General features: G+C 30.6%; 19 protein-coding genes. 5 read left to right on the forward strand and 14 right to left on the reverse strand.

Features of this window, described 5'->3' with window-relative positions:
• Positions 1-54: 54 nt before the first annotated feature.
• Positions 55-330 carry a co-chaperone GroES gene (gene groES / locus AB2B44_RS05835; protein ID WP_369048633.1) on the forward strand — a complete coding sequence of 92 codons (276 nt, stop codon included), beginning with the start codon at positions 55-57 and terminating at the stop codon, positions 328-330.
• A gap of 99 nt (positions 331-429) precedes the next feature.
• On the forward strand, positions 430-2,064 hold the full coding sequence (groL, locus tag AB2B44_RS05840; protein WP_369048634.1) for a chaperonin GroEL: 1,635 nt from the start codon (positions 430-432) through the stop codon (positions 2,062-2,064).
• Positions 2,065-2,166: 102 nt separating this feature from the next.
• On the opposite strand, the gene folD is transcribed toward groL, so the two are convergent.
• The 4 genes from folD to AB2B44_RS05860 form a co-directional block, all read right to left on the reverse strand.
• Positions 2,167-3,045, reverse strand: coding sequence for a bifunctional methylenetetrahydrofolate dehydrogenase/methenyltetrahydrofolate cyclohydrolase FolD (gene folD, locus AB2B44_RS05845; protein ID WP_369048635.1), 879 nt, complete (start codon positions 3,043-3,045; stop codon positions 2,167-2,169).
• A 96-nt stretch (positions 3,046-3,141) separates the two neighbouring features.
• Positions 3,142-4,470 carry a signal recognition particle protein gene (gene ffh, locus AB2B44_RS05850; RefSeq protein WP_369048636.1) on the reverse strand — a complete coding sequence of 443 codons (1,329 nt, stop codon included), beginning with the start codon at positions 4,468-4,470 and terminating at the stop codon, positions 3,142-3,144.
• Between the two features lie 131 nt (positions 4,471-4,601).
• Entirely contained in the window at positions 4,602-5,060 is a 459-nt protein-coding gene (msrB, locus tag AB2B44_RS05855; protein WP_369048637.1) for a peptide-methionine (R)-S-oxide reductase MsrB, read from the reverse strand.
• A gap of 29 nt (positions 5,061-5,089) precedes the next feature.
• On the reverse strand, positions 5,090-5,962 hold the full coding sequence (locus tag AB2B44_RS05860; RefSeq protein ID WP_369048638.1) for an alpha/beta fold hydrolase: 873 nt from the start codon (positions 5,960-5,962) through the stop codon (positions 5,090-5,092).
• Between the two features lie 120 nt (positions 5,963-6,082).
• Here AB2B44_RS05860 and AB2B44_RS05865 point away from each other — a divergent pair, with 120 nt between their 5' ends.
• From AB2B44_RS05865 to AB2B44_RS05875, 3 genes are all read left to right on the forward strand, one after another.
• A complete protein-coding gene (locus AB2B44_RS05865) occupies positions 6,083-6,907 on the forward strand; it encodes a M48 family metallopeptidase (RefSeq protein WP_369048639.1) in 825 nt (274 codons plus the stop codon).
• 136 nt (positions 6,908-7,043) lie between these two features.
• Complete coding sequence (locus AB2B44_RS05870; protein WP_369048640.1) at positions 7,044-8,339, forward strand: MFS transporter; 1,296 nt, start codon at positions 7,044-7,046, stop codon at positions 8,337-8,339.
• 120 nt (positions 8,340-8,459) lie between these two features.
• On the forward strand, positions 8,460-8,651 hold the full coding sequence (locus AB2B44_RS05875; protein WP_369048641.1) for a cold-shock protein: 192 nt from the start codon (positions 8,460-8,462) through the stop codon (positions 8,649-8,651).
• Between the two features lie 81 nt (positions 8,652-8,732).
• On the opposite strand, the gene AB2B44_RS05880 is transcribed toward AB2B44_RS05875, so the two are convergent.
• The 10 genes from AB2B44_RS05880 to AB2B44_RS05925 all read right to left on the reverse strand — a co-directional run bounded on the left by AB2B44_RS05880 (position 8,733) and on the right by AB2B44_RS05925 (position 19,886).
• Positions 8,733-9,647 (reverse strand): lytic transglycosylase domain-containing protein, encoded by a 915-nt coding sequence (locus tag AB2B44_RS05880; RefSeq protein WP_369048642.1) that lies wholly within the window; start codon positions 9,645-9,647, stop codon positions 8,733-8,735.
• A gap of 99 nt (positions 9,648-9,746) precedes the next feature.
• A complete protein-coding gene (locus AB2B44_RS05885) occupies positions 9,747-10,412 on the reverse strand; it encodes a YqiA/YcfP family alpha/beta fold hydrolase (RefSeq protein WP_369048643.1) in 666 nt (221 codons plus the stop codon).
• The gene (locus tag AB2B44_RS05890) at positions 10,409-11,131 is read right to left on the reverse strand and encodes a DUF6438 domain-containing protein (protein WP_369048644.1); all 723 of its coding nucleotides are present in this window, start codon (positions 11,129-11,131) and stop codon (positions 10,409-10,411) included. Before AB2B44_RS05890 ends, AB2B44_RS05885 begins: the two co-directional genes overlap by 4 nt.
• A gap of 320 nt (positions 11,132-11,451) precedes the next feature.
• Complete coding sequence (gene mtaB, locus AB2B44_RS05895; protein ID WP_369048645.1) at positions 11,452-12,786, reverse strand: tRNA (N(6)-L-threonylcarbamoyladenosine(37)-C(2))-methylthiotransferase MtaB; 1,335 nt, start codon at positions 12,784-12,786, stop codon at positions 11,452-11,454.
• A gap of 123 nt (positions 12,787-12,909) precedes the next feature.
• Complete coding sequence (locus tag AB2B44_RS05900; RefSeq protein ID WP_369048646.1) at positions 12,910-14,652, reverse strand: hypothetical protein; 1,743 nt, start codon at positions 14,650-14,652, stop codon at positions 12,910-12,912.
• A gap of 75 nt (positions 14,653-14,727) precedes the next feature.
• Positions 14,728-16,266, reverse strand: coding sequence for a hypothetical protein (locus tag AB2B44_RS05905; protein WP_369048647.1), 1,539 nt, complete (start codon positions 16,264-16,266; stop codon positions 14,728-14,730).
• 18 nt (positions 16,267-16,284) lie between these two features.
• Positions 16,285-16,956, reverse strand: coding sequence for a TIGR02594 family protein (locus AB2B44_RS05910; RefSeq protein WP_369048648.1), 672 nt, complete (start codon positions 16,954-16,956; stop codon positions 16,285-16,287).
• Positions 16,957-17,212: 256 nt separating this feature from the next.
• On the reverse strand, positions 17,213-17,923 hold the full coding sequence (locus tag AB2B44_RS05915) for an endonuclease/exonuclease/phosphatase family protein (protein WP_369048649.1): 711 nt from the start codon (positions 17,921-17,923) through the stop codon (positions 17,213-17,215).
• A gap of 345 nt (positions 17,924-18,268) precedes the next feature.
• Positions 18,269-19,129, reverse strand: a complete 861-nt coding sequence (locus tag AB2B44_RS05920) for a rhomboid family intramembrane serine protease (RefSeq protein WP_369048650.1) — start codon at positions 19,127-19,129, stop codon at positions 18,269-18,271.
• Between the two features lie 31 nt (positions 19,130-19,160).
• Positions 19,161-19,886, reverse strand: a complete 726-nt coding sequence (locus AB2B44_RS05925) for a rhomboid family intramembrane serine protease (protein ID WP_369048651.1) — start codon at positions 19,884-19,886, stop codon at positions 19,161-19,163.
• Between the last annotated feature and the right edge of the window lie 4 nt (positions 19,887-19,890).

Below are 19,890 nucleotides of genomic sequence, written 5' to 3' on the forward strand. Positions count from 1 at the left end.
GACAAAATAGAAGCAGAAAAACATTAAACAATTAATCAAAAAAACTAATATAAAATGGGATTAAATATCAAACCTCTTGCAGACCGTGTTCTTGTAGAACCTGCTGCTGCTGAAACTACTACAGCCTCAGGTATTATTATACCTGACAATGCAAAAGAAAAACCACAAAAAGGAACTATTGTTGCCATTGGAACCGGAAAAAAAGATGAACCTCTAACTGTAAAAGTTGGTGACACAGTTTTATATGGAAAATATGGAGGCACTGAATTAAAATTTGAAGGAAAAGAATATTTAATGATGAGAGAAAGTGACATTCTTGCTATTATCTAATCATTCTCTATACTATTAGATTTACTAATAGCAATTTTTAATTAAAAAATATAAACTAAGCCTATATTAAAAGCTAAAGGCTAAAAAAATAAAACAAACATGGCAAAAGATATAAAATTTGATATAGAATCGCGCGACGGATTAAAACGAGGCGTAGATGCATTAGCAAATGCTGTAAAAGTAACTTTAGGACCTAAAGGACGTAATGTAATTATTTCAAAATCGTTTGGTGCCCCAACAGTAACAAAAGATGGTGTTTCTGTGGCTAAAGAAGTAGAGTTAGAAGATGAGTTAGAAAACATGGGCGCTCAAATGGTAAAAGAAGTTGCTTCTAAAACCAATGATATAGCAGGAGACGGAACAACAACTGCAACCGTTTTAGCTCAAGCTATTGTTAAAGAAGGATTAAAAAACGTAGCCGCAGGTGCAAACCCTATGGATTTAAAACGTGGTATTGACAAAGCTGTAGAAGCTATTATTACCGATTTAGAAAAACAAGCTAAAAAAGTAGGTAATTCTTCAGAAAAAATAAAACAAGTAGCTGCTATTTCTGCAAATAACGATAATACTATTGGTGATTTAATTGCAACCGCTTTTGGAAAAGTTGGTAAAGAAGGCGTAATTACTGTTGAAGAAGCAAAAGGAACAGATACTTATGTAGATGTAGTTGAAGGAATGCAATTCGACAGAGGTTATTTATCACCTTACTTTGTTACCGATGCTGATAAAATGATTGCTGATTTAGAAAATCCATACATCTTATTATTTGATAAAAAGATTTCTAATCTACAAGAAATTCTTCCTATTTTAGAACCTGTAGCACAGGCTGGAAGACCTTTATTAATTATTGCTGAAGATGTTGACGGACAAGCCTTAGCTACATTAGTAGTTAATAAATTACGTGGCGGATTAAAAATAGCTGCTGTAAAAGCTCCTGGATTTGGCGATCGTAGAAAAGCCATGTTAGAAGATATTGCTATTTTAACTGGTGCAACCGTAATTAGTGAAGAAAGAGGTTTTTCTTTAGAAAACGCCACTTTAGATTTATTAGGTACTGCTGAAACAGTAACTATAGATAAAGACAACACTACTATTGTTAATGGTGCTGGCGACGGTGCTAACATAAAAGCTCGTGTTAACCAAATAAAAGCTCAAATAGAAACTACTACTTCTGATTACGACCGTGAAAAATTACAAGAGCGCTTAGCTAAATTAGCAGGTGGCGTTGCTGTATTATATGTAGGTGCCGCTAGTGAAGTAGAAATGAAAGAAAAGAAAGACCGTGTAGATGATGCTTTACACGCAACTCGTGCTGCTGTTGAAGAAGGTATTGTTGCTGGTGGAGGTGTTGCTTTTGTTCGTGCTAAAAAAGTATTAGAAAAAATAACAACTAATAACTTAGACGAAACTACAGGTATACAAATTGTAAACAAAGCAATTGAAGCTCCTTTAAGAACTATTGTAGAAAATGCTGGTGGTGAAGGTTCTGTTGTAATTAACAAAGTACTAGAAGGTAAAAACGATTTTGGTTATGATGCTAAATCTGAAGCCTATGTAGACATGTTAAAAGCAGGAATTATCGACCCTAAAAAAGTAACTCGTGTAGCTTTAGAAAACGCAGCTTCTGTTGCAGGTATGATTTTAACTACCGAATGTGCTTTAATTGATATTAAAGAAGATACTCCTGCCGCTGGAATGCCTCCTATGGGTGGTGGAATGCCAGGTATGATGTAACATAAAAAACTTATTTAACAACAAATAAGCCTAAAAAAAGACGACCTAAAACAAATGTTTAGGTCGTCTTTTTTATATTTATGCAACTATTAAAAATTATTTTTAGCGGTGTTTTTTAGTATTGGCTAATAGCGTGTTTTTTAATAACATTGCTATAGTCATTGGACCAACACCTCCTGGAACAGGAGTAATATAACTAGCTTTTTTAGAAACCTCATCAAAAGCCACATCGCCTACTAAGCGAAAACCACTTTTTTTGCTAGGGTCTGCTATACGAGAGGTGCCAACATCAATAACCGTTACCCCATCTTTTACCATATCGCCTTTTAAAAATTCAGGAACCCCTAAAGCAGCAATAATAATATCGGCTTGTGAAGTAATTTCTTTTAAATTTTTAGTTCTACTATGCGTAATGGTAACGGTGGCATTCCCCTTTTTTCGTTTTTGAGATAATAAAATACTTACAGGACTACCTACAATATGACTTCTACCAATTACAACGACATGTTTTCCTGTAGTTTCAATATCATATCGATCTAATAGCTCTAAAATACCATAAGGTGTTGCCGACAAAAAAGTAGGCAGATTTAAAACCATTTTACCAACGTTAGCCGGATGAAACCCATCAACATCTTTATTAGAATCAATGGCTAGTAAAATTTTTTGCTCGTCTATTTGTTCGGGTAACGGAAGCTGTACTATAAAACCATCAATTTCATTATCAATATTTAATTTGGCAATTTCATTTAATAGCTTTTCTTCAGATGTATCTTCTGGTAATCTAATTAAAGTAGAATCAAATCCAACACGCTCACAAGCTTTTACTTTAGCATTAACATAAGTTAAACTTCCTCCATCATTACCAACAATAATAGCTGCCAAATGAGGTACTTTTTTTTCTTGTTTTTTAAGCTCTGCTACTTCTAAAGCAATTTCTTCTTTAATATCTGCGGCTGTTTTTCTTCCGTCTAATAAAATCATATTGTATATAAATTAATCAAATTTAATCTTAGGTAACTCAAAAAAAGAATTAAGAACACTATAATTTTTTTCACAAAACCTTTATAGGTGTTAAAATTATTGCATCCCTTTCATCATTTGCATCATTTTTTTACCTCCGCCACCTTGCATCATTTTCATCATTTTACTCATTTGGGTAAATTGTTTCATTAGCTGATTTACTTCTTGCACTGATGTTCCAGAGCCTTTTGCTATACGTTTTTTTCTGCTAGCATCTATTATTGAAGGGGTGCTTCTTTCACTAGGGGTCATCGAGTAAATAATTGCTTCTATACCTTTAAAAGCATCATCATCTACATCTATGTCTTTCATTGCTTTACCAACACCAGGAATCATGCCTATTAAATCTTTCATGCTTCCCATTTTCTTTATTTGATGAATTTGCTTTAAAAAATCATCAAAACCAAATTGATTTTTCGCAATCTTTTTTTGCAACTTTCTAGCCTCTTCTTCATCGTATTGGTCTTGTGCTCTTTCTACTAACGAAATAACGTCACCCATACCTAAAATACGGTCTGCCATACGATCGGGATGAAAAACATCTACAGCATCCATTTTTTCACCCGTACCAATAAACTTAATCGGTTTATCAACTACTGATTTTATAGATAAAGCTGCTCCACCACGTGTATCACCATCTAGCTTAGTTAATACAACACCGTCAAAATTTAAAACATCATTGAATGCTTTTGCTGTATTAACAGCATCTTGCCCCGTCATCGAGTCAACCACAAATAGCGTTTCCTGCGGATTTACCGCTTTATGAATGTTCGATATTTCGGTCATCATTTCCTCATCAACAGCTAATCGACCTGCAGTATCAATAATTACTACATTTTTACCGTTTGATTTGGCATATTTAATTGCATTTTGCGAAATTTCGACAGGGTTTTTATTTCCTTCTTCGGCATATACCTCAACCCCTATTTGTTCACCAACTATACGAAGCTGATTTATCGCTGCAGGACGATACACATCGCACCCTACTAATAAAACTTGTTTTGTTTTTTTGTTTTTTAAGTAATTCGCTAATTTACCTGAAAAGGTAGTTTTACCAGAACCTTGTAAACCTGCCATTAAAATTACCGTAGGAGAACCACCTAGGTTAACACCAACAGTTTCGCTACCCATTAACTCGGTTAACTCATCTTTAACCAACTTTACCATTAATTGCCCTGGGTTTAATGTAGTTAATACATTTTGCCCCATAGCTTTAGATTGTACTTTTTTGGTAAAATCTTTAGCAATTTTATAATTTACATCGGCATCTAATAAAGCTCTACGAACTTCTTTAAGTGTTTCTGCAACATTAACTTCGGTTATTTTACCGTGTCCTTTTAAGGTGTGTAAGGCTTTATCTAACTTTTCACTTAAATTATTAAACATAGTTTGCGTGTATTCTTTTTAGAGGCACAAATTTAGGCATTAGTTGTTAGTTTTTAATAATTTGTTCATAGATTTTTTTTTACGCTAAAGTATTTTAGGTTTGCTTTCGAAAAAATATTTTTTTCAATTAGTTATTGGGCAATAAATATTAACGCAGCACCATTAATACAGTGTCGTTTACCTGTTGTTTCTTTAGGACCGTCATTAAAAATATGCCCTAAATGTCCGCCACAAATAGCACATTTTAACTCAGTAGCACCACTATTTCTATAATCAGCCACCAACTGCACATTACCTTTTACAGCCTTATCAAACGAAGGCCAACCAGTACCCGAGTCAAATTTGTGTTTCGAGGCATATAATGGAGTTTTACAAGCGGCACAAACATAAATACCTTTTTTGTAATTTTTATTTAATTTACTGGTAAACGGATGTTCTGTACCTCCTTGCCGTAAAACGTAATATTGCATAGGGGTAAGTACTGCTTTCCACTGTTTTTCGGTCTTTACAACTTGATACGTTTTTGCTTGTTTAGTTTGCGTATACCCTAAACTACTAATAAGTATACTCAATATTATTACAAGTTTCATTTAAATATGTTTAATTAGCTCTACTAAAATTAATCTGAGTTATTAATAAAATCAACCACCCTACTTGCCGTATTTTTATCATTTAAAATTTTAACATGTCCTAAATTTCGGGTAATTAACAATACGCCATTTTGTAAGTTCTTACGTATAGAAAACGCACAACTTACAGGAACATTGCCATCATTAGCATCGTGAATAATTAATATTGGTATTTTTATGGTTTTTGCTTTTAAACTCGAAGCATAAATATCAATATCTAGTTTCCATTTTTTATCATAAATAGCTTTCATTTTTTTAGCTATAATAGGTTTTAACTTTAAAGTATTGGTAAAATACAAAATAATATCTGAAATTTTATCTCCCGCTCCTATTGATACCATTTTTTTAATCTTAAATCCTTCATTTACGGCACTAAACAAACTCATAGCTCCTAAAGAATGACCTACAGCTGCTTCAAATGGACCAAATTGCTTTTGAATAACTTTTATAGTTTCTAGAAATTGTAATAAAGTTGAGGTTTTACCTGTCGATTTTCCATGAGCTGGTGCATCAAAAGAAATTACCATATAGCCTTTTTCTAAAAGCATATCTGCTATTCTATATAGCTGTGTACTTCGACCAGACCAACCATGCACCAAGAGTATTTTTCTTTTAGAATACCCATACGACAACACATTTATTTTTTCATTATTAGATAGCGTAAGTTCTTTTTTTTGCGCACTATCTTCCATGTACCTTTCTCGTTTAGGCACCGGATAATTTACAGGCCTAATAAATAATTTTGCAGCTAACCAAGCCACTAAATTATGTGAAATAAACTGCAAAACCTTAGCACATACAATTATTTTTTTAGGAACGTTAAAGCTAGGTGGCAAAGTTTTTGTATTATTTAAATAAGGCATTGATAAAAATATTTTTATAATAAAATAGATTTTGTAAATTTAGAAAATGTTAATTAACGTGACTTTTTTTAGAAAATTTGTCAAAAAAAATAAAGACACGTCAAATCAAAAAATAAAAAAATGAAGAAATTAATTGTATTAACCCTTATTTCATTCTTATTTATTGAATGTAGTACGGTTCCTATTACGGGTAGAAAGCGTCTAAATTTTGTTAGTGATGCTCAAATTTTACCATTGAGTTTTGCACAATATAAGGGATTTTTAGAGCAAAATAAAATATCAACAGATGCGGCCATGACATACGAAGTCAAATCTGTAGGAAAACGTATTTCCGCTGCAGTAGATAGGTTTATGCGTGCTAATGGGATGACAAAAGAAGCTGATGCGTATCGTTGGGAGTTTAACTTAATTGATGATAAAACGGTTAATGCGTGGTGTATGCCTGGTGGAAAAGTAGTTTTTTACACTGGTATTTTACCTATTTGTGCTAATACAGATGGCATTGCTTCGGTTATGGGGCACGAGGTTGCACATGCATTTGCTAAACACGGTCAAGAGCGTATGTCTTCAGCCCAAATTCAACAACTTGGAGGCGTGGCTGTAGCAATAGGAACTGCTAGTAGTAAAAACCCACAACAAGCCCAACTTTGGAATATGGTATACGGAGTAGGCTCTCAATTAGGAATGTTAGCCTTTAGTAGAACCCACGAAACAGAAGCGGATAAACTAGGGTTAGTTTTTATGATTATGGCAGGTTACAATGGTGAAGAGGCTATAAATGTATGGGTTCGCATGAGTCAAAGAGCGAGTGCTAGTCAAGCTCCGCCAGAGTTTCTAAGTACACACCCATCTAACCAAACTCGTATTCAAAATTTACGTGCTTTTTTACCAGAAGCTAAAAAACTAGCCGCTAAGTATAATCAGCAAGACCTCAGCAAGCAATAACTGAAAAATATTTTCTTTTATTGTTTTAAAAACGGTCTAAGAGTTATTGTTAGAAATAATTTTTAGACCGTTTTTTTTTATTACTAAAAAATTACATCAATTTTACCCCCTCAATTACACTATAAAACCAAACTTAATGTATAAAATAGGCGATAAAAAATTAATTAATGCTTGGGCATTTTACGATTGGGCCAACTCGGTATACTCCCTTGTAATTAGTACCGCAATTTTTCCGTTATATTATAGTACACTTACCCAAGAAAAAACTGTTTTATTTTTAGGTACAGAATGGAAACATCCAAATAGTTTATATAGTTATGCGCTATCATTTTCGTTTTTAATAGTAGCTTTTATTTCACCTATTTTATCTGGCGTAGCAGATTACACAGGAAACAAAAAAAAATTCATGCAATTTTTTTGCTGGCTAGGAGGTTTATCAGTAATGAGCTTATATTTTTTCAAAGACGTTTCAACAATTTGGATAGGTATTGTTTTTACTATTTTAGCAAGCATAGGCTTTTGGGCAAGTTTAGTATTTTACAATGCGTATTTACCTGAAGTTGCCTTTCCTGAACAGCAAGATAGGGCAAGCGCAAAAGGCTTTATTTACGGATACGTTGGAAGCGTGCTTTTATTAATCATGTGTTTAATTTTAATATTAAAACCTACTACTTTTGGTATTACTACAAATTTAGCTTCTAGAATTTCATTTGTTATGGTTGGGCTTTGGTGGATTGGTTTTGCCCAAATAACTTTTAAACGGCTACCGAACAACATTTACAACAAAAAACCCGACAACGATTATATCTGGAAAGGGTTTAAAGAATTAAAAACAGTATTAAAAGAAATGTATAATTACCCAACTTTAAAGCGGTTTTTAATTGCTTTCTTCTTGTTAAGTATTGGTGTGCAAACCATTATATTATTAGCTACTATTTTTGGTTCTAACGAACTAGAATTAGCTTCTACAGATTTAATTATAACCGTATTATTAATTCAATTAGTAGCTATTGTTGGTGCTTATTTATTTTCAAGATTATCAGAAAAAAAGGGAAATATTTACGCCTTAAAAGTAACCATTTTTATTTGGATGCTTATCTGTTTTTGTGCTTTTATGCTGCATAAAAACATACCTAATGTAGCAGTATACTTTTATGGTTTAGGAGCTATTTTAGGATTAGTTTTAGGGGCTATACAATCGCTTACACGATCTACCTACTCAAAATTATTACCCAAAACCGAAGACCACGCTACTTACTTTAGTTTTTATGATGTTACCGAAAAAATAGCTATTGTACTAGGCACTTCTATATATGGGCTACTTTATGCCATTACAGATTCTATGCAATGGTCGGTGCTTAGTTTAGCCGTTTTCTTTTTAGCTGCTTTTATTATTTTAAATTCTTTACCAAAAACGAAATATGTACAATAAAATCTCACAACAAAAAGAAAATTAATTAATTATAAGATATTTAATTAAAAATATTACCTTTGTAGCTAAATCAAAAAGGTTGTTAGTAATTAAACTAGCAACTTAGTTAAACAATTTATAATGAGTAAAGGTATCGTAAAATTCTTCAATGAATCTAAAGGATTTGGATTTATCACAGAAGAAGGAACAAACAAAGAACATTTTGTACACGTGTCAGGATTAATTGACGAAATTCGTGAAAACGATGAAGTTGAATTTGACCTACAAGATGGTAGAAAAGGATTAAACGCAGTAAACGTAAGAGTATTATAATATATATTTTATTACTAGTTAATTTTTTAAAAGAAGCCTATCAAATTTTGATAGGCTTTTTTAATACTAGCTACTCAACAATTAGTACTTAGGAATTTTAATTTTATATAATTTTCTAGATTTATTATTGAGTTTATTTTCTCTTAACCAAGGGTTATATCTTTTTAACTCTTTATAGGTAATTCCGTGTTCTTTTGCAAAAGAAGCCAAATTAGCAATCGGTTTGTCTATCGTTATGGTATATGTTGGCTTTAAGGTATACAAATCTTCTTGGTCAAAAACAAATCCATATTTTTCAGGGTTAGACATAATTTCTTTTAAAGCAACAATTCTTAAAACATAACGTTCAGTTTCGTCGGGTAAAAGTGCGTCATAATAATTCGTTACTTGTTGATCTGTTAACCGTTTTGAAACCCTACCCATTCCTGCATTATACGAAGCGGCAGCTAGTGTCCAAGAGCCAAATTTTTCTTTAGCTGTTTTCAGATAAATCGCCGCAGCTTTTGTAGATTTTTCTATATTATAACGCTCATCAACATTTTTATTTACCTCTAATCCAAATCTTTTCTCTTTAGCTGTACTCGGTAAAAAATGCCACAACCCAGAAGCTCTAGCTGAAGAAGGATTATCTACCAATAAAGCACTTTCGGCTACTGCCAAATATTTAAAATCGTCAGGAAGTCCATATTTTTTTAATAACGGCTCTATAATAGGAAAATATTTGTGCGCTCTTTTTAATATTAATAAGCCATTTGATTGCCAATAGGTATTAACAAGTAGTTCTCTATCCATACGCTCTTTCACTTCTGGTTTTTCAGTAGGTACTCGCTCTCCTGCAAACGCTAAATAAGTGGGTATTTTTAACGCCTTTATTTCATATTTATAACTTACATTTTTTACAATTTGAATATTGTTTTTACTAACATAATTCATTAGGGTTATAGCAAATAAAAAAATAGCGATACTAATAGTTAATAAGCGTATTGATTTTTTCATATAAATAAATTTAATATAACTGTGTTTACGTTTAATAGATAACCAACTCTTTGGTTGTATTTATTTTTTAACTCTTAGCTCAAAAGTTAACAAAAAATACTATACCACACAACATTCTTTTTCTATAATTTTTGAAATTGAAGAGGCTTTTGTTAATATCATGGCGTGGGTTCCATTATCAATTTCTATTGATTCTTTTATATGTTTTATAGGAAAAACCTTATCTTTCTTACCATGTATGTGTATGATATTATCAAGTGATTGATCTTGTTCCCAATTAAGTACATTATAAATTGCCCAATTTAAATATTGGGGATTTCTTTTTGACATATAAATTTTATACAAAGCTGCTTTTTTTTGAAGAAAGGCATTAAAAAAATATTTTTCATACGCCTCAAAATCAGCAACTATTTTTGTAGGAAATAATTTATAGGATTTAGTAAACTTAATAAATTTTAACCGTTTTGGCAGCTCTTTATTGCTCTTAATGCTTGAAATAATAATTACTTTTCTTGTATTAATAAGCTTACTCATTTCTTGCACCACAACCCCGCCGAATGAAACCCCTATTAAGATTACGTTTTTATGCTTAATACGTGCACACATCCGTTTTGCATAGCTATCTATAGTTTCTTGTTTTGTTTGCGGAAGCATCCAATCTAAATAATAGAGTTCAAATTTATCTTGAGAAATTTGTAATCGCTCAAAAATTTTAGAACTCGCTCCTAAACCTGGAACAAAATAAATTGGTGTTTTATTGCTCATAGATTTTTTTCTATTAAAATACTATTTAAATAATTTATAACTTCAACCAATTCATTAGGTACATTTTGCCATGCTGATATTTCTATTTGTTTTTTGTTGTAGCTTATATATACACTGCTAGCATCCATTAACCTAGAATCTCTATACTGCTTTTTATAGGTTGAGAAAGAAGTATGGGCAAGTTTTTCTTTTAAGGTCGAAAATTGTTCTTTAGTGAGTTTAAATTCTTTTTTTCCGCTAACCAAAACGTGTTGCAAACCGTGGTATAAAACTTTACCACTATTATAAACCCGCATTTCATATACTGGACACGGACCAAAACAAGGATTTTTTTTATAAAAAACGAGTGTGTTTTCAATTTCAGATTGTATTTTTTTAATCGTTGATTTTTTATTTGGTTCTACCAATTTAAACATTCCTGATTGTTGTAATCTTTGTTGCCAAAAATCTTTTTTATCAAGCGGAACTTTAATTACGGCAACTTTGGCGGCATCATTATCTACTAATAATTTATCCCAAACAAGACCACTATTTTTAATTAATTCTTTAGAGTCATTTATTTGATTTGGATTATTTAGTTCAACGATTAACTCGTTTTTATTTGTATTGTTTTCTTCCACTAGGGTTGTTTGTTTATGAGTATCATTTTTGGTTGCTTTTTTACTACAATTACAACTTAAAAACACTAAAAAAACAAATAATAGTAGTACATATTTCATTTGAATACATTTAAATTAAATAGTTTGTTTTTTAAATTAATTCAACATATTTTTTATATGATGAATAAACTATACAACTACTTTTATAGGTTTATAATTTACCCATAAAATGCTAAAAGCAAATAATTTAAAAACAATCATATTTTTTTTTGACATAATTATTGCATTTATTGCTAAAAATATGCGCTTAAAATTTTATGATTTACTTAGTTTTTGACAATATTGGCTACTTTTAACACATACCAAATTAAAAGTGTTTTACTCTATAATTAGTATAAAACACTTTATTTTATTGTTAGTATGTCAATTTTAATGCCAATTTAGGCAATTACTTTGTTTTTTACAAAATTAAACCGAACCAACCCATCTTCATCAATAGTAGTAAGTGTAATTGCATGAATTGTGTTTACCAACTCAGGATTCCAAGGAGTTTTTACCTTCACATAATTTTCGGTAAAGCCTTGTATATATCCTTCTTTATTTTCACTTTCAAACAATACTTTTGTGGTATTTCCCAGTTGGCTTTCGTAAAAGGCTCTACGCTTTTTTACCGATAATCCCCTGAGCATTTTACTGCGTTTTGCACGAACTTTTTTAGGCACAAGCCCATCCATTAAAACAGCTTCGGTATTGGGTCTTTCAGAATAGGTAAATACATGTAAATACGAAACATCTAAGGCGTTTAAATAATTATAGGTTTCTAAAAACAGCTCATCTGTTTCTCCAGGAAAACCAACAATTACATCTACACCAATACAAGCATTAGGCATTACTTGTTTTATTTTAGCCACCCTATCAGTGTATGTTTTACGCAAGTAACGACGCTTCATTTTTTTTAACAACACATCGCTACCCGATTGCAAAGGAATGTGAAAATGAGGCACAAATGTTGTAGAATTAGCAACAAAATCAATAGTTTCGTCTTTTAGTAAATTAGGCTCAATAGATGAAATACGTATCCGTTGTATTCCGTCAACCTTATCTAGGGCTTTTACTAATTCCAAAAAAGTATGTTCATGTTTTTTATTTCCCAATTCACCTTTTCCGTAATCACCAATATTAACCCCTGTTAAAACAATTTCTTTAATTCCTTTTTCTGAAATTTCTTTCGCATTTTTAAGTACATTTTCTACAGTATCACTTCTAGAAATCCCACGAGCTAATGGAATAGTGCAATATGTACATTTATAATCACATCCGTCTTGTACTTTTAAAAAAGCACGTGTTCTATCTCCGATAGAATACGCTCCAATATAGGTATCTGCCTCTTGTATTTCACATGAATGAACTTCTCCTATTTCATTTTTGGTTAGGTCGTTAATATAACTTGTTACGTTAAATTTTTCAGTAGCGCCCAATACCAAATCAACACCATCTACCGCAGCTAGTTCTTCTGGTTTTAATTGTGCATAGCAACCAACACCAATTATAAAAGCATTTTCGTTTTTCTTTAAACCTGCTTTTACAATTGCTTTAAAACGCTTGTCAGCATTTTCAGTTACCGAGCACGTATTAATTACATATACATCTGCCTTTTCTTCAAACGCAACTCTTTTAAATCCTTCATTTACAAAATTACGCGCAATAGTAGATGTTTCTGAAAAATTTAACTTACAACCTAAAGTGTAAAAAGCTACTTTTTTATCTGCGTTCATTCCTATACATTTATAGCCCACAAAAATACGATATTATTAGTGATTTTTGAAACAGAACATTTTTAGCTTGAAAGCTTTAGTAAAAAATCAAGCAATAGTTATAAAGACAATATAGTTATAACATTACAAAACAATTTGTTTTGCAATGACACCCATTAAAAAATAAGAATCATACACCACCTCTTGAGGCTCTATATTTTTATTAATCGTTACATTTTTATTTTCAGATACAGCCTGAACAAAATTAAATTCTTTATATCCATTTTTACGAATATTAACATCATAAGTTCCTTTAGGCAATACACACTTAACAAAACCTTCTTCATTGGTTTCAACAACTTTTAAATAGCTAGTATTTTTATTTTTTATAGATATTTCTGTTTTATAAACTCCGTCTTTAGTCAATTTATCAACTACAGTTATAAAAATGTTTGACTGGTGTTGTGTATTAATCCAAACAGGATTAAAAACCATTGCTGCTTTAAAAGGTAATGGTTTTAAAGATGCTTTATTCATTATTTTTGCAGAACCTGGTTTAATATTAACATTTCGTATCATATGCATAGGCTTAAAAACTGTTTTTCTTTGTGATATCGCTTGCTTTTTTTGAATTGATTTTCTATTAAGAGGGGTTGTTAATTTTGAATTAACAGCTTTCTTTGTTGGCATTAATTGAGAAGAAGTTGCCATTAATTTTTTATCAATTTTAAAAACCATATTATTTCTATAAATTTTTTTATTAACAATAGGTTTGATAAAAGATTCTCTAGAAACCTTGTTTAAAAAAAATTGATTTTTCATAAAAATAGGTCCAAACTTAATGAAGCTATTATTTTGAATTTCTGTTTTTTCTGCTATTGTTAAATCTTTAAGAATTACTCGGAGGTCTTTTACAAGAGCTATTTTTTCAGCATATATATAAGCCGTTCTTTCACTTTTAGCAGTTGTAAAATTTGAAGTTAATAATTCATTTTTTAACCACGGTCTTTTTATAGATACGATACAATAATTTAGTGTTATTTTTTTTATAAAACTTTCATCATAATCGAAATCAAAAATATCTACATTAAACCCTTTTAAATTATTTTTTGCTCTATTAAATGTAGCTTCTAACTCTGTATAATCTAATTCTAGTGTATTCCATGTGTTTTCATTTTCATAAAAATTATATGGTATCATTTGTAATTTTGCATAAACACTTGTAGATTGTATTCCTGTAGCTTCAATGCTCTTTAAATCACTTATTACTTTTTGTTTTAATGCTAAAAATTGATCATACTCAGATAATTTATTTAAACTTTCTAAGGCAGCTTCTATTTTATCTTTTGCCCCATTAAGTTTCCAATTTGCTAAGTGTAATGCTATTTTTTTTTCAAGCACATCAACTTTCATTAAAAAAACTTTTTTTTCTTCTTCAATGCTAGCACTATCATAATCAATATACAAACTGTTTAATTCATCGATTAGCAAGTCATATTCTTCCATTTTTTGATTATACAACTCTAGCTCTTCAGAAGGCTCTTTATTATTTTTATAGAGTATTTTAGCTTCATTTTCTACCGAGGCTTGTATCGTTTTTTTTTCTTTTAAGTTTATTTGCTCTAAACATTGTTTATAATGTTCGTAAATATTTATTTGTGGATCCACATCCCAATAAGTACTATTTGTACTCATTGAATTTAGTTGTATCGATATATCTTCACTATTTAAAAAGGTTTCAGCATCCATTTTCTTTCCAGAAAGAAATTCAAAATCATTTGCTTCAAATACCCGAAGTGAAGGACAGGCTACAAATAAACTTTTTTTATTTGCAACCATTTCTATTTGCTCTTTTAGCTTTTGAATACAGGCAATATAAAATTTCATAGGTAATTTTTTATCTAATTATATTAAACTAAAAGCACTACTATGTAAATATTTATACAGTAGTGCTTTTAAACTTTAATTTACCTCAACCCACTCATCGTCTTTAATACTTGGTAATGGGTTTGGGGCTAATGGTAACAGGTTACACTTTCTTCCTATTAAAAGAATTTCAGAAGAAGCAACTCCTTGTTCTTCGCGTTCTTTTGAGGCATCTATTTTAGTATCATCGTACGAATAATTACCTCCAAGATTAAATGGTCCAAATCGAAAACCTCCTCCAGCTTTGATATGCTTTTCTGCTTTTTTATAAGAATCGCTTCCTTTTCTAAATCCTATTTTTAGGTCTTTAACAAAATATAACTCTGTTACTATAGCAGGCATTAAACCATCTCCTTTTCCATCGCTAACCATTTGATTATTTACAACATCATTTCCTGTTTTAGAATACTTCCAAAATCTAGACTTAATTAAAGTTGATCCCAACCAAGGGCGAGAAACATAACATTTACTAAGCATAAAACTCATTTCAAAATCATTAAAATTAAATTCTGATGACATATTTGATATTTTTCCGGAACTATTTACGCTAGCAACACCAAAATAACTTGCTTTAGCCGACCATGAATGAGATTTATTTCTACTTGTAGATTCATATTTTGATTTTTTAAAAGTAAACTTAGTCCAACCTTTAGAGTTTTCTAAAATAGAAGCAGGTATGGGAGCAGAATAATAATAAGTATTATTTCCTCCTAACCCTGTTCGTTTTGCTGCTAAAAATTCTGATTCGTATCGTTTTTTTACAGTAATAAAATTACTAGCTTCAACTTCATCAATATAATTCATTATCTTTTCAACCTTACCTTTATAACCTAATGTTTCCCAACGTTTTAAGGCATTATCTCTTTTTCTAATAATATTTCGTCCATTAATAGCCATCTCAGTCATTGCTTCAGAATCACCCGAATCAATTCGTATTTGTAAATCTGTTAAATTTTGTTCAGCTTCTTCATATAAAGTTTCATATTCTAAATATTTCACATACATAGGAGACATAAATGACTGGTATATATACTTTGGATTATCTTCTGGATGCTCAATCATATCTGGATCAAAGTCAGGGTTTTTTAGTTTTTTTGTTTTAAATAATTTTTTTCTAAATAGCTCTAGTTTTTTTTCAACTTTAGGATCTGTTTTAGAGTTTTTAACAACACTAAAATCTAAAATATCTGCATATACATTTGATACTGTATGATCTGGCTCTGGACTGAAAATACTAAATTCTCTAACTTCTCCATTTAATTTGGGTACATAAGACGGTATTTGGTCTGCTAATCTTGCAAACTCTTCAGATTGTGCATAACGCCCCCACTTGCTAGAAGCTCGTAAATCGTTATATTCTTCGTCAGACATCCCTTCTTTTTTTGGTGGAATACCAAAGACACCTTTTACTGCATAATCAAATGCATCTTCATCAATAACAGTAGCAACGGGCTCCCATTGCACAAAATTATTTGGACCCAACATTTTTGGGTCTCCTCCATTAGTAAGTTTTTTGTAGACATCTCCAAAAATTACATTCATGAAATCTTCTGGAATAGGTTCAAATTTTGACATAATTTTTAATTTTTATAGTTAATTTTTATCTGCTAATAATGTTTCCATTAATCTTTTTGTACTCGAATTGTAAATACCCGTTATATTTAACAAATGATTTGAAGCTTGTAGCTCTTTAATTGCTTTTTCAGTTTTATCACCATAAATACCATCTGAAGTACCTGGATTAAAACCTAATATTTTTAAAGCATTTTGAATTTCAACTACTTTACTCCCTTTAGCTCCTTTTCGCAACGGAGATTCTGGAAGTGTCGTGTTTCCTGTTGGAGTAAGTCTTCTGAAAGAAAGAACTCGATTAGCAGGGTAAGCAGAAATAGAAACAGCATCTCCTTGATTACCTCCTAACACATATACTCTTGAAACATCCATAGAATACCCTAAATAAATACCTACATGCCCTAAATGAGAATCAATACTTTCTCTCCAAAACACAACAATATCGCCTGGTTCTGGGTCATATGTTTCAAACCCCACGTGTAACCACGAACGTGCTGCAGCAGATTTTGAAGTACTTAAACCTGCCTGTTTAGCCACCCAATTTAAAAAGGTGCTACACCAAGGTGTTTCATCGTCTATAATTGACTTAAAATAAGAATTTTGGGCATATTCTAGTATTCGTTTATTATGACGAATTCCTTTAATTTCAGTAACTCCAATTTCGTTAATTGCAACATTTAGTAAATTTTTCATCTTTCATTGTTTTTAAAGTTTAATACAAAACAAAAAAAGATTTATCTGAATTTATAAGGAATACCCCCCTATTAACCTCCAGAATTTCCCTGAAAATATTATAGTTTATTGCCTTATATCTTATAATTAAGAATAGAAACTTTGCACTATTATAAAGTGATTACAATAAATAAAATATAACTTAAAGTTTTTTTTAACAAGTGTAAAAGCGTTACAAAAGCTTTCTGTAAAAATAAGGCAATAGTTGTAAAAACGCTTAGTCCCATCCAATACGAGAAAAAATAGGATTGTGATCAGAAAAGTTTGTATCAAAGGTTTTATATTGATATACTTGAGCAGAAATATCGGTTAACATAAAATCTATTCGCATAGGAAACGGATAATGAAACGTTTTACTAAAACCACTCCCCGCCTCTATAAAAGCATCTTTTTTATTATTTTTTAGCTGATGATATACCCAAGAATAAGCGGTATTATTAAAATCACCGCAAATAATTTTTTTACCCAGCCATTGCTTTTCATGAGCTAAAAAACGCTCGGTTTGTTTTGCTTGTTTATAAAAACCATTTTTTAATCGTTTAAAAAGTTTTTCTGAATCAGCTTGTCCAAAATTTTCTTTAGCAGGATTTATTTTTAACGATTGTAGGTGTAAATTATATATTCGTATCGTATCTTTTTCTTTTATAACATCAACAAAAATTGCATTGTTGCCACTGTTTTCAAAATCTAATGAACCCGAATTAATAATCGGGTATTTAGAAAAAATAGCCAATCCAAATTTTAAGTTTTTCGATTTTAGTTTTATGTACTTGTATGGATAATGTAAGTTGTTTTTTTTATTGTCATAAAACTCTTGAATAGCAAGTATGTCTGAATCTATATTATTAATAAATTGATAGGTTTTTTGAGCTGTGTTTTCATCTTTATTTAATTTATAATAATTAAACATACGTACATTATAACTCATTATTTTTAAACCATTATTAGTTATATTTTTAGGTTTAGAAAAAATATAGAATGGTGGTAAAAATAACTTTGCTATTATTAAAACAAACCCTGATAAGAAAAACTGTTTTTTTAGGTTTAGTAACCAATACACAAAAAAAGCAGTATTTAAAGATATTAAAATAGGAACTAATAAACTAAAAACTGCAAAAAGAGGTATGGTTTTAGGTGATATAAAAGGCAGTAAGCACGATACCAGTAAAAAAGCGGCTATTATTGAGTTTATTAAAAATAAAATTTTGTTTAGAAAAGATAAATTTTTCACACAATTAAACTTAAATTCATTATTAATTTGCTTCTCTTTTCTTTAATTTTTGCCTTGTTTAAACAAAAAATCTTTTTCTTCTTTTGTTAAGGCATCATAACCCGATTTACTAATTTTATCTAAAATAGTATCTATTTGCTGTTGATTTATATTTTTATCTGCTTTTTTAGTTGTTGTTTTTTTTCTTGAGTTATAAACCGTTTTTAAGGGTTTTTGTTTTTTTACAAATAATGAGCGAATTGGTTTAAAAATATCTATTGCAGTATTACTTACTTTCGAAACATATAAAAACCCAAATAAAGCTCCGCCTAAATGCGCTAAATGCCCCCCTGCATTTCCAGAAGGAATTTGAATAACATCTAATGCTACCCATATAACTGCTAAAACCCATAGTTTCACATAACCTACAAAACGTATTTTTAATTGATAATTAGGTAGATAAGTAGCAACCCCTATAAAAATTGCCGAAATGCCTGCCGAGGCACCTAATAATACACTTCGGTCAGAACTATTGATAAAAGCAGGAAAATAGTTATAACTAAGTAAAAAAATGATACCTCCAAAAATGGTTCCTAGTATATAAAAATTTAACAACTGCTTTTGTGTAAAATATTCTAAGAATAAATTACCAATATAAAATAAAGCAATTAAATTAACTAAAATATGTATAAACCCTACGTGTAAAAAACCATACGAAACTAGGGTCCAAGGTTTTACTATAAATGCTTTAAAATTTGCTGGCAAAGCAAACCATTTTACCAAAATATTTTCAGTAGACTGATATAAAAATCCAAAAGTATTTACAATAAACACCAACAAAAAAACAGCTACATTTATATAAATTAGCTTTTCTACCATATTGGCATTTCTAAAGCGATATTGTATGTTTTCTATTATATTCATAAGGTATCTAAACCGATATAATTAGTATAAATTATTGTACTCTAAATTGATTTTTTTTCCAGTACCAAGCAATCAAAAATCCAATTAAAGCACCACCAATATGTGCAAAATGAGCTATATTACCTATTGAGTATTTGGTAACACCAAAAAATAAATCGCCTAAAATAATTAACGGAATAAAATATTTTGCTGATATGGGAACGGGGAAAAATATAAGTGCCAATTTTGCATTTGGAAACTCTAACCCAAAGGCAACTAAAACTCCATAAATTGCTCCTGACGCTCCTACAGCAGGTGTGTGATATAAGCTATAAAATTGTTGTAATTCTGCAGCAGGAAGCGTTACTAATCCTTGATTATACCTACCTGTATCTAACATATTTTGTATATCTGAGGCAGATAGACCTAAGTTTGTAAGCTGATCGTATATTCCGTTAAACTGATAGTAATTTACCAGTGTATAAATTATTCCTGCTCCAATACCTGCAGAAAAATAAAAAAACAAAAATTTATTTCTTCCCCACATTTGCTCTAACGGAGTACCAAAAGCCCAAAGTGCATACATATTAAATAAAATATGAGCAAAGCCACCATGCATAAACATGTGAGTTACATATTGCCAAATACCAAAATGCGGGTTTTTTGGAAACTGAAGTGCAAGAATATTTGTTAAATCAATATTTAATAATTGGGGTGTAATAAATAAAATTACATTGATAATAATTATATGCTTTATTGCATCGGTTAATCGTGGCATAATA

Origin of the sequence: Tenacibaculum sp. UWU-22 (assembly GCF_041021355.1) — a bacterium.
Taxonomy (GTDB): Bacteria; Bacteroidota; Bacteroidia; order Flavobacteriales; family Flavobacteriaceae; genus Polaribacter.